This window comes from Kineococcus gurbantunggutensis (assembly GCF_050871925.1).
Taxonomy (GTDB): domain Bacteria; phylum Actinomycetota; class Actinomycetes; order Actinomycetales; family Kineococcaceae; genus Kineococcus.
Window position 1 is genome coordinate 15,621 of record NZ_JBJLSG010000060.1, and the last position, 11,616, is coordinate 27,236.

Genomic DNA, 11,616 nt, shown 5'->3' on the forward strand with positions numbered 1-11,616 from the left:
GCGGCACCTGCGCATCGCGTCCGTCAACGCCGCCTCCGGGCGCGACCTGACCACCGGCCGGATCGACACCGACCGCCTCGCCGCCGCCGTGGCCGCCCTGGGCGCCGACGTCGTCGCCGTGCAGGAGGTCGACCACCTGCTGCCCCGCAGCGGCGGCACCGACCAGACCGCGGTCCTCGCCCGCGCCTGCGGCGTCACCCGCGCCGGCGCGCGCTTCGCCGCCACCGTCCACGGCACCCCCGGCTCCCCCGACACCTTCCGGCCCGCGCGGGCCACCGTGCCCGGCGAGCCCTCCTACGGCGTGGCGCTGCTGTCGCGGCTGCCCGTGCTGGAGTGGCGCGAGCTGCGCATGGGCGGCAGCGCGGCGCGGCTGCCGCTGGTGCTGCCGCCCGGGGCCGGCAAGCGGCTGCGCCTGGTGCCCGACGAGCCGCGCGCCGTGCTCGCCGCCGTCGTCGACGCCCGCGCCCCCGGCACGACCGGCTCGCGGCCGGTCACCGTGCTGGGCACCCACCTGTCGTTCTCGCCGCTGCGCGCCGTGGGCCAGCTGCGCGAGGTGCGCCGGTGGGCGGCGGACCTGCCGCGGCCGCTGGTGCTGCTGGGCGACCTGAACCTGCCGCCCGGCGTCGTCACCCGCGCGCTGCCGTGGCGGCCGCTGGTGGCCGGGGCCACGTTCCCCTCCCCCGCCCCGCGCGTGCAGCTCGACCACGCCCTGGCCGACGGGCTGCACGGCGGCGCCAGCGGGCGCGTGGAGCGCGTGGGCGGCAGCGACCACCGGGCCGTGGTGGTGGACCTGACCCTCTGAGGGCGCCGGGGGGCCGGGGCACCGGGGCCGGCGGCTCACACCTCCCGGTCCGTCAGCGGCACCGACGTCACCAGCGCCTCCAGGTCCGCGGCGCCCAGCAGGTCCACCGGGCGCACCGTCGTGCCCGCGGCGGGGTGGAAGAACGCCGCGCTGACGTCCTCCAGCGGCACCGAGCGCCAGCGCGACCACGCCAGCCGGTACACCGCGAGCTGCACGTCGCGCGCCCGCGCCGCCGCGCCCACCGGCGGGCGCCCCGTCTTCCAGTCCACGACGTCCCAGCGCTCGCGCCCGTCCGGGCCCGTGGAGCGGAAGACCGCGTCGATGCGCCCGCGCACCGCGACGCCGGCCACCGGCGTCTCCACCGCCACCTCCACCGCCACCGGGTCGCGCCCGGCCCACTCGCTGGCCAGGAAGCCGCGCTTGAGCGCCTCCAGCTCGCGGTCGTCGGCGGCGTCCTCGTCGGCCGCGCCGGGCAGGTCCACCGGGTCCAGCAGCGGGCTCGCGGTGAACCGGTGCTCCAGCCAGGCGTGGAACGCGGTGCCGCGGCGCGCGGCCGGGCGCGGCTCCAGCGGCACCGGCCGGCGCAGCTGCAGCGCCAGCGCGTCGCGGTCGCGGGCCAGGGCCACCAGCCGCGAGGCCGACAGGTGCGAGGGCAGCAGCACCCCGCCGCCGGTGCCGGCCGCGGCCCGCTCGGCCAGCAGCAGGTCCACCTGCTGCGCCCAGCCGGCCGCCTCCTCGTCCGGCGCCCCGGCGGGGTCCTCACCGGGGTCCGCGCCGGGCACCGCGAGGGGGTCCGCGCCGAGCACCGCGAGGGGGTCCGCGCCGGCGGCGAGCAGCGCGGCGGCCCCGCGCACCGCGCGCGCCCCCGCCTCGACCTCCCCGCGCCGCGCCGCCAGCGGGTCCACCGGCCACACCACCCGCTGCGGCACCGCCGTGCGCGGGTTCGGCGTGCCCGGCGGCGGGACGGGCGAGGGCGGCAGGCTCACCAGGCCCGGCAGGCCGGGGGCGTCGAGCACCTCCCGCAGGAAGCGCGACGGCTCGCGCGGGGCGGTGGCGTCGTCCCAGCGGGCGCCGCTGAGCAGCAGCTCGTGGCGCGCGCGGGTGAACGCCACGTACGCCAGGCGCCGCTCCTCGTCCAGCTCGTGCCGCCCGCACGCCGCGCGGAAGCGCTCGCGCTCGACGTCCAGCTCCTTCTGGGTGCCCGCGCCGTCCACGTCGAGCACCGGCAGGTGGTCGCGGTCGCCGCGCAGCGGGTACGGCAGCACCCCCGGGCCGCTGAGCCAGCCCGAGGACGTCTCCCCGCCCGCGGGGAAGACGCCCTCCACCAGGCCCGGCACCGCCACCACGTCCCACTCCAGGCCCTTGGCGGCGTGCACGGTCAGCAGCTGCACCGCGTCCGCGGCCACGTCCACCGACCCCGGCGCCAGGCCGCGCTCGCGCGCGTCCGCGGCGTCCAGCCACGCCAGGAACCCGCCCAGGCCCGGCGTGCGCGCCGCCGCGGCGAACGAGGCCGCCGCGTCCGCCAGGGCGTCCAGGTCGGCGCGCGCGGTGGCCGGGGAGCTGCCCGGGCGGGCGGCGACCTCCACGTCCAGCAGCAGCGCGCGCTCCACCTCGCCCACCAGCTCCGGCACCGGCAGGCGGGTGCGCCCGCGCAGGTGCCGCAGCACCCCGGCCAGGCGCTGCAGGCGCGCGTGCGCGCGCGGCGACAGGCCCCGCCCGTCCCGGTCGCGCCACCCCGGCGGCGGCAGCTCGTCCAGGGCCTCGACCAGGCTGGCGTCCTCCGCCTCGTCGGGCAGGACCACCGCCGCCCGGCCCCGCGCCGCGCCGCCGGTGCGCCGGGCCCGCCCGTCGTGCCCGCCGTCCCCCTCGCCGTCCCCGTCGCCGTCCCCCTCGCCGTCCCCGTCGCGGCCGCCGCGCAGGCGCTGCAGGTGCCGCGCCCACGCCCCCAGCGCCGCCAGGTCCCGCGGGCCCAGCCGCCAGCGGGCGCCCGTCAGCAGCCGCGCGAGGTGGTCGCCGCGGGCGGGGTCGTGCAGCACGTGCAGCGCGGCGACCACGTCGACGACCTCGGGGGTGGACAGCAGGCCGCCCAGGCCGACGACCCGCACCGGCAGCCCGGCGTCGCGCAGCGCCCGGTGCAGCACCGGGAACCAGCTGCGCCGGCGGCACAGCACCGCCGCGGTGCGCCGCGGGCGCGGCGGGGCGCCCGGCGCGCGGCGCTCGGCGGCCAGGCGCTCGGAGTCCGCGCGCCACACCTCCGCCAGCCGCGCCGCCACCTCCGCGGCCTCCTCCTCGAGCGTGGCGGCGAAGGCGGTGCGCACCCGGCCGGTGCCCGCGCCCGGGTGCGCGCGCAGGCGCACCACCGCGGCGCCCGCGCCCGCCACCAGCGGTGCGGCCACCGCGCCGGCGGCGGCGAGCACCGCCTCGTCGTTGCGCCAGCTCGTGGCCAGCGGCGCCACCGGTGCCGGGGAGCCGTCGGCGCGCGGGAAGCGCACCGGGAAGCCGCCCAGGTTGCCGGCCCCGGCGCCGCGCCAGCCGTAGATCGCCTGGTGCGGGTCCCCCACCGCCGTCACCGGGTGCCCCTCGCCGAAGAGGGCGCTCAGCAGCTCCAGCTGCGCCCAGCTGGTGTCCTGGTACTCGTCGAGCAGCACCACGCGGTGCGCGGCGCGCTCGGCGGCCGGCACGGCGGGCACCTCCCGCGCCAGGCGCGCCGCGAGCTGCACCTGGTCGCCGAAGTCGAGCAGCTCCGCCTCACGCTTGCGGCGCGCGTGCTCGCGCAGCAGCGGCACCAGGGCGCGCCGGGCCCGCTGCGCGGCCAGCACCCTGCGCACCTCGGCGAACGGCTCGCCGGGCACGTGCGCGCCCAGCCTGGCCACCGCGCGGGCGTCGCGGGGCAGGGCGAGCACCCGCTCCTCGAACGCGTCGACGAAGCGCTCCACCTCGCCAGGCTCGACCAGGTGCTCGGCGCACTCGGCGGACAGCTGCAGCAGCGCCGCGGTCAGCGTCGAGGGCGCCACCTCCACGCCGGGCAGGTCCCCGCGCCAGCTCTCCACCACCTCCGAGGCCAGCTGCCAGGCCCCGGCCTCCGAGAGCACCGCCGAGCGCGGTTCCACGCCCAGGCGCAGCCCGTGGTCGAGCACCAGCGACGCGGCGTAGGCGTGGTAGGTCGACACCACCGGATCGCCGTCGGCGAGGCCGTCACCGCGCCCGCCGCCCGCACCGCCGCCCGTGGTCGGGACGCCCAGGCCGTGGGCGCGCAGGGCCCGCAGCCGCCGGCGGACCCGCTCGGCCAGCTCGCCGGCGGCCTTGCGGGTGAAGGTCAGCCCCAGGACGTCGTGGGGGGCGACGAGGCCGTTGGCCACCAGCCACACCACGCGCGCGGACATCGTCTCGGTCTTGCCCGACCCGGCGCCGGCCACGACGAGCAGGGGCTCCACGGGCGCCTCGACGACGGCGACCTGCTCCGGCGTGGGCCGCGGCCGGCCCAGCCGCTCGGCGATCTCCACCGCGCCCAGCCGCGGCGCGCGCCGCGCCGGCGCGACCGGGGGTCCGCCCGGCGCCCCGCCCGGCGGCTCCCCCGGGGGCCGTCCCGGCAGCCCGGTCGTCGTGCCCGTCACAGGCCCTCCTCGCACACGCTGCGGCCGGTGTCCTGGGCGGGGCAGCTGCTGCGCACCGGGCAGGACGAGCAGTGCTCCCCCACGACCGCCTCGAACACCGGCGCGGCCATCCCCTCGGCGGTGCGCGCCAGCAGGTCCGCCGCCCAGCGCGGGTCCTCGTCGGCGTCCAGCGCCTCCTGGCGCTGCACCGCGACGCCGCGGTGCGCGCTGCCCAGCTGCACCAGGACGGCACCGCCGGTGCCGGCGGCGCGCGGCGCGAACGCGCCCTCCTGCGCGAGCAGCTGGTACACGCCCAGCTGCGGGTGGCGGGCCAGCTCCCCCTTCGAGGGCGCGGTGGCGCCGGTCTTCAGGTCCACCACCACCGCCCGGCCGAGCTCGTCGCGCTCGAGGCGGTCCACCCGCGCGCGCACCCGCGCCCCGCCCACCACCAGCTCGACGTCCTGCTCGACCGCCACGAGCTCGCGGCCCTCCTCGGCCGCGCGCCGGTGGTACTCGGCCAGCTTCACCAGCATCGCCTCGGCGCGGGCGCGCAGCCGGGAGGTGACCCAGCCGTCGGGCAGGCCCAGCGCGGGCCACCGCAGGTCCAGGCGGCGGTGCAGCTCCGCGGCGTCGGCGCCCGGCGCCTCGGCGGCGACGCGGTGCACGAGCTCGCCCAGCGCCTGCGCGCCCGAGGCGCGCGGGCGGGCGCCGGAGGAGTCCAGCAGCCAGCGCAGGCCGCAGCGCTCGAAGACCTCCACCCGCGAGGGCGAGACCGGCACGGGCGCGGCGCCGGCGCCCAGCGGGCCGTCGTCGGTGAGCTCGTCCACGCCGTACCAGTCGTCCGGATCCGCGCCGGGCACGCCGACGGCGGCCAGCCGGGCCAGCTGCGCGGCGGCCGCGGCGCGGCGCGCGGGCGGCTCGACGCCCCCGGGGGCGCACACCACCTGCCGCAGCCGCGCCACCAGGGCCGGCAGCGACAGCGGCCGCGGCACCGGCGCCAGGGGCCGCTCGCCCTCCTCGTCCAGCTCCGGCGCGGCACCCGCCGGGCGGACGGCGGCGTCGACGAGGTCCAGGAACGCCGAGGGCCGCTCGTCCTCGGTGCGCACCGCCGTGACCACCAGCTCGTCGCGGGCGCGGGAGACCGCCACGTGGAACAGCCGCAGCTCGTCCTCCAGGACGGCGCGGCGCGCCCCCGGGGCGTCGGCGGCGCGGCCCTGCAGGACGTCCACCAGCGCCTGCGCGCCCAGCACCGAGCCGCGCAGGCGCAGGTCCGGCCACACGCCCTCCTGCACGCCGGCCACCACGACGAGGTCCCACTCGCGGCCCACGGCCCCCTGCGGGGTGGTCAGGGTCACCGCGCCGGTCTCCGGGGCGCGCTCGGCCAGGGTGTCCTCGGGCACCTCCTCCGAGAGCAGCTGGTCCAGGAAGCGCTCGGCACCGCCGACGCCCGGGAAGCGGTCCACGAACCGGCCGGCCGCCTCGAACAGGGCCAGCACGGCGTCCAGGTCGCGGTCCGCGCGGGCCGCCTCGGCGCGCGCGGAGGCCCCGCGCGCCAGCGCGGCGCGCTGCCAGCGCGGTCCCAGGCCGGCGGCCTCCCACAGCGCCCACAGCACCCGCTCGACGTCGGCGTCCGGCGCGAGCACGGCGGCCCGCCCGGCCCGCAGCACCGCCGCCAGCCGCTGCGCCGGGCCCAGCGCCTCGTCGTCGCCGGCCAGCAGCGCCCGGTCCGCGGCGGCCGGGCCGTCACCGGCCGGGTCGCCACCGGCCGGGTCGCCGCCCGCCGGGTCGCCGGCGAGCACCCCGGCCAGCGCGGAGGCCAGCACCGCGTCACCGGTGCGGCCGCCGCCGGCGGCGAGCTCGGCGCGGCGCAAGCGCTGGCGCAGCCGGCGCAGCGCCACCACGTCCGCCCCGCCCAGCGGGGAGGTGACGAGCTCGCGCGCCACCTCCGCGGTGAACGACGCCGGGCGCAGCACCGCCCCCAGCGCCGCCAGCAGCGGGCGCACGGCCGGCTCGTCGCGCACGGGCACCTCCGCCTGCGGCACCGCCAGCGGCACCCCGGCGGCCACCAGGCCGCGCCGCAGCGCCGCGGTGCGGCCCGCCGAGCGCACCACCACCGCCATCGCCGACCACGGCACCCCGTCCAGCAGGTGCCGGCGGCGCAGCCGCTGGGCGATCCAGGCCGCCTCCCCGGTGGGCGAGGGCAGCACCGCCACCTCCACCCCGCCGGGCACCGGCCCGGCACCGGGCGCCCTGCCCGGTCGCGCCGCGCGCTGCGGGGCGCCGCCGAGGGCGCCGATGCGCGCGGCCACGGCGGAGGCCACCGCGCGCACCTGCGGCTGCTGGCGGTGCACGGTGCCCAGCACCACCGTCGCCGCCGGGCCGCCGTCCGCGGCGCCGAAGCGGTCCGCGAGCGCCGAGGCCGCCAGGGCGTCGGCGCCGCGGAAGCCCTGCGTCACCGAGTCCGGGTCGGTGACGAGCAGCAGGTCGCGCCCGCCGCCGGCGACCGCCTCCACCAGGCGCAGGCCCGCCTCGGACAGCTCGTGCGCGTCGTCCACGGCGACCAGCTGCCAGCGGTCGCGCTCGGCGGCCAGCGCCCCGGGGGTGCCCGTCAGCTGCGCCACCGCCTCGTCGAGGACGGCGGCGGGGTCGTAGGCGTTGGCGCGGGCGGGGTCGAAGGTCGTCACGCCCGCGTACTCCGCCAGCACGGAGGCCGCGGCCACCCACTCCGGGCGGCCGTGCCGCGCCCCCAGCTCGGCCAGGTCCTCCGGACCCAGCCCGCGCTCGACGGCGCGCGCGAGCAGGTCGCGCAGCTCGTTGCGGAAGCTGCGCAGCCCCCACGCCTCGCGCGGCACGTCCGAGGGCCACCGCGGGGCGCGCACCGCACCGCCGCGCCCCGCCGCGCGCAGCGCGGCCGCGAACGCCCCGGCCACCTCGTCGCCCGTCCGCGCGCCCGCCTCGTCGTCCACCTCGGCGCCCGCCTCCAGGTGGCCCTGCAGCAGCTCGGCGAGGATGGAGTCCTGCTCCGCACCGGGGATCAGCCGCGGCGGCGGGTCCCCGCGGTGCGCGTGCACCGCGCGCAGCAGCCCGAACGCGTACGACTGCGGCGTGCGCGCCGCCGGCTGCCCCACCGTGCGGCGCAGCGCCAGGGACAGCTCGTCGCGCAGGGCGCCGGCCTCGCGGCGGCCCGGCGCCAGCACGAGCACCCGGTCCGGGGCCAGCCCGTCGCGCTCGACCCGGGCGGCCACCAGGGCGCGCAGCGCGGTGGTGCGGCCCGTGCCCGGCGCGCCGCGCAGCACCAGCGGCCCGCTGCCCGGGCGGGTGGCCGCGACGGCGCGCTGCGCGGGGTCCAGCTCGGGGTGCACCGGGCCCGCGCGCGGCGCGCGGCGCAGCAGCGGCACCACCGGCTCCGGCGGGGCGGCAGCGGCACCGGGCCCGTCCTCGGCACCGGGCCCGCCCGCGGCACCCCCGCCGTCGCGGACCCCGCCGCCCGCACCCCCCGTCAGCACGTGCGCCACACCACCACGGCCCTCCGACACGCCCCGGGCCCGGCCACCGCCCTCACCGCGCACCGCCCGGGAGACCCGCGGGGACCTCCAGGCCCGCGGCGTCCCAGCGGGCGGCGGCCAGGTCCACGCGCACCAGGACGGGGTCGGCGTCGTCGCGGCGCAGCGGCACGCCCTCGGCCCGCCAGCGGCCCACCGCCCGGGCCGCCAGCGGCGGCGCGGCGCTGCCGTCGGCGCGCAGCACCCGCCACCACGGCACGTGCGAGCCGAAGCGGCGCAGCACGTTGCCCACGAAGCGCGGCCCGCGGTCGCCGACGAGCTCGCCGACGTCGCCGTAGGTCAGCACGCGCCCGGCCGGGATCGCCTCGACGACCTCCAGGACCTCCTCGGCGCGCGCGGGCAGCTCGTGCGGTTCCACGTCGGCAGCCTGCCACTGCCGCGGCGGCGAGCGGGCCCGGTGGCGCGCCGCGCCCGGCGGACGCGGAGTCGGGCCGCCGTGGCGCTCAGAGGTCGCTCAGCGCTCGCTCAGCGCTCGCTCAGGGGTTCGGCCAGGGGTTGGGCAGGGCCCCGTCCAGGCCCTTGGTCTGCTGCATCATCACCGGCGCGCGCCGCCCGACCCCGGGGTTGGGCTCGTGGCCGTGGCCCAGCAGGTGACCCACCTCGTGGCTGACGACGTACTGGCGGTACCCGGTGCGGTCCTCGCCGTAGTCGGCGATCGCCTCGACCCACCGGTACCAGGTGAGCACCGCGGCGTCCCCGGTGCGGCACGACAGGGTGCCCATGGTGCGCAGCGGCCGGCACAGCGCCGCGGAGGTGTCCGGGGTGGCCAGCACCAGGCGGAACTCGGCCTCGCCGTCGGTGCGCGCGAAGCTCATCGCACCCCCCGCGCCCCAGCCGCGGGGGTCGTTGAGCACGCCGAGCGCGAAGTCGGCGAAGCGCGCGGGGTCCACCAGGCCGGCGGCGGCCAGGTCGCGCTCGACCTCCACGCGCAGGCTGCGCACCCGCGCGGAGGCCGGTGCCGGGGACGAGCCCGGCACGACGTCCAGCGCCCCGCCGCCGCCCTGCGGCACCCGGCGCTGCAGCACGCCCGCGCTCAGGTCCGCCTCCGTCAACCCGGGCGGCAGCACAGGGGCGGGCGGGGTCGCGGGCGTCGGCGCGGGGGCGGGCGGGGGCGGCGGGGACGCGGGGGCCGCCGCGGAAGCGGCGCCGGTGGGCGCGTCCCCGGGGCCCGAGCAGCCCGCGCCGGCCAGCGCGGCGGCCCCGGCCAGCAGCAGCCCGCGGCGCGAGGGGCGTCGGTCGGTCACCCGCCCAGCGTGCCACCCCGGCGCCCCGCCGCCCCGGTGCCCCGTCCGCTGGCGGCGAACCGGATCTGCCGCCCCGCGCCGCTCCGACTAGCCTCGCTGGACGACCGCACCCCCGAGCACGGGCGGTGCCGGCCCGATCGACGACCCGGGAGGGACAGCGGTGGAGGTTCGGATCGGCGTGCAGAACGTGGCGCGCGAGCTGGTGTTCGAGTCGGCGCAGACCAGCGAGGAGATCACGGCCGCGGTGTCCACGGCCCTCAGCGAGGGCACCGTGCTGCGGCTGAAGGACGAGAAGGGGCGCACCGTGGTGGTGCCGTCCTCGACGCTGGGGTACGTGGACATCGGCGCCGCGGAGGTGCGCAAGGTCGGCTTCGGGCTGTCCTGACCCCCTCACCGGCTCCTGCGCGAGCAGGGCCGCGACGCCGCGGGAGCGCCTCCGGGCGCGCCCGCGGCGTCGCCGCGCGTGGCCGACGGTTACCATGGTCGTGTTCAGGGTTGCCCGGTCGTCAGTCGCGATCGGCTGCCGACTGCCGCGCCGCGGCCCCGCACCGCAGGTCGAGCCCGTGACAGGGCGCCGCCGACGAACCTCTCGGCACTCCCTCCCGCAGGGCGCCCGGTGCCCGGACGCGGCGCCGCCCCGCACGGGAGACGCATGACCGACGCAGCGGGGTCCACCGCGACCCCCGAGACCACCCAGCCCCCCACCACCCCGTCCGCGGCCCCCGGGCCCGAGGACGGCTTCGCCGCGCACGGCGTCGACGAGCGCATCGTGCGCGCGCTGGCCGGCGCGGGCATCACCAGCCCCTTCCCCATCCAGGCGATGACGCTGCCGGTGGCGCTGTCGGGGCACGACATCATCGGCCAGGCCAAGACCGGCACCGGCAAGACGCTCGGCTTCGGCATCCCGCTGCTGCAGCGCACCGCCGTGCCCGGCGACCCCGCGTACGACGCGCTGCCCGCGCCGGGCAAGCCGCAGGCCCTGGTCATCGTGCCCACGCGCGAGCTGGCCACCCAGGTCGCCGGCGACCTCACCACCGCCAGCCGCGTGCGCGGCGGGCGCATCCTCACCGTCTACGGCGGCCGCGCCTACGAGCCGCAGATCGAGGCGCTGGCCAAGGGCGTCGACGTGGTCGTGGGCACCCCCGGGCGCCTGCTGGACCTGGCCAAGCAGAAGCACCTGGACCTCTCGCACGTCACGTGCGTGGTCCTGGACGAGGCCGACGAGATGCTCGACCTGGGCTTCCTGCCCGACGTGGAGCGCCTGCTGGGCCAGACCTCCCCGGCGCGCCAGACGATGCTGTTCTCGGCGACCATGCCCGGCGCGGTCGTGGCGCTGGGCCGCTCGTACATGACGCAGCCCACGCACATCCGCGCGGTGGACCCCACCGACGACGGCGCGACCGTGGCCGCGATCACGCAGTTCGTGTACCGCACGCACGCCCTCGACAAGGTCGAGGTCCTGGCCCGGATGCTGCAGGCCGAGGGCCGCGGGCTGACGATCGTCTTCAGCCGCACCAAGCGCACCGCGGCCTCGGTGGCCGAGCAGCTCGCCGAGCGCGGCTTCGCCGCCGCCGCCATCCACGGCGACCTGGGCCAGGGCGCGCGCGAGCAGGCGCTGCGCGCGTTCCGCCACGGCAAGGTGGACGTGCTGGTCGCCACCGACGTCGCCGCGCGCGGCATCGACGTCGAGGACGTCACGCACGTCGTGAACTACCAGTGCCCCGAGGACGAGAAGACCTACCTGCACCGCATCGGCCGCACCGGCCGCGCCGGCAACACCGGCACCGCGGTGACGTTCGTGGACTGGGACGACCTGCCGCGCTGGGCGCTGGTCGACAAGGCGCTGGGCCTGGGCTTCGGCGAGCCGCCGGAGACGTACTCCAGCTCCCCGCACCTGTTCGAGGACCTGCACATCCCGGCGGGCACCACCGGGCGGCTGCCGCGCACCCAGCGCACCCGCGCCGGGCTGGAGGCCGAGGAGCTCGAGGACCTCGGCGAGGTCGGCGCCGCCAAGGGCCGCCGCCCGCGCCGCGACGGGCAGCCGGAGGGGCGCAGGCAGGACGGGCGCGCGCAGAAGGCCCGGCGCCCGTCGCGCGAGGACGCCGAGCGGCCCGCGCAGGACCCGGCGGCCGAGGGCGCGCCGGAGGAGCAGGGCGAGCGCCCCCGCCGCACCCGCCAGCGCCGGCGCACCCGCCGCGGCGGCGAGGGGGCCGGGTCCCCGGCCGGCGGGAGCGCGAGCGAGCCCGGGACCGAGCCCGCGACCGAGCCCGCCGCCGGCACCGCGGCGCAGGCCCCCGCCGGCGCCGAGGGCGCCGCGGAGGGCGCCGCCCCGCGGGGGGGGCGGCCCCCCCCCCGCCGCGCGGCGGGGCCGCGCGGGCCCCGCCCCCGCCGGGCGGGGTTGTTGTGCGCGGGCC

At 80.6% G+C, this 11,616-nt stretch carries 7 protein-coding genes; 3 read left to right on the forward strand and 4 right to left on the reverse strand.

What is annotated here, in order from left to right; all coding sequences use genetic code 11:
• The first annotated feature begins 13 nt into the window (after positions 1 to 13).
• A complete protein-coding gene (locus ACRYR7_RS12890) occupies positions 14 to 802 on the forward strand; it encodes an endonuclease/exonuclease/phosphatase family protein (protein ID WP_432572508.1) in 789 nt (262 codons plus the stop codon).
• 35 nt (positions 803 to 837) lie between these two features.
• Here ACRYR7_RS12890 and ACRYR7_RS12895 read toward each other — a convergent pair whose 3' ends face one another.
• From ACRYR7_RS12895 to ACRYR7_RS12910, 4 genes are all read right to left on the reverse strand, one after another.
• Positions 838 to 4,416 (reverse strand): ATP-dependent helicase, encoded by a 3,579-nt coding sequence (locus ACRYR7_RS12895; protein ID WP_432572499.1) that lies wholly within the window; start codon positions 4,414 to 4,416, stop codon positions 838 to 840.
• On the reverse strand, positions 4,413 to 7,910 hold the full coding sequence (locus ACRYR7_RS12900) for a PD-(D/E)XK nuclease family protein (RefSeq protein WP_432572500.1): 3,498 nt from the start codon (positions 7,908 to 7,910) through the stop codon (positions 4,413 to 4,415). The genes ACRYR7_RS12895 and ACRYR7_RS12900 overlap by 4 nt, the downstream gene beginning before the upstream one ends.
• A 43-nt stretch (positions 7,911 to 7,953) precedes the next feature.
• Positions 7,954 to 8,316, reverse strand: a complete 363-nt coding sequence (locus ACRYR7_RS12905) for an MGMT family protein (RefSeq protein ID WP_432572501.1) — start codon at positions 8,314 to 8,316, stop codon at positions 7,954 to 7,956.
• 118 nt (positions 8,317 to 8,434) lie between these two features.
• The gene (locus ACRYR7_RS12910; RefSeq protein ID WP_432572502.1) at positions 8,435 to 9,202 is read right to left on the reverse strand and encodes a DUF3152 domain-containing protein; all 768 of its coding nucleotides are present in this window, start codon (positions 9,200 to 9,202) and stop codon (positions 8,435 to 8,437) included.
• Between the two features lie 160 nt (positions 9,203 to 9,362).
• On the opposite strand from ACRYR7_RS12910, the gene ACRYR7_RS12915 reads away from it, so the two are divergent.
• On the forward strand, positions 9,363 to 9,587 hold the full coding sequence (locus ACRYR7_RS12915) for a DUF3107 domain-containing protein (RefSeq protein ID WP_432572503.1): 225 nt from the start codon (positions 9,363 to 9,365) through the stop codon (positions 9,585 to 9,587).
• Positions 9,588 to 9,854: 267 nt separating this feature from the next.
• The coding region (locus ACRYR7_RS12920) for a DEAD/DEAH box helicase (protein WP_432572504.1) at positions 9,855 to 11,616 on the forward strand (1,762 nt) is incomplete at its 3' end.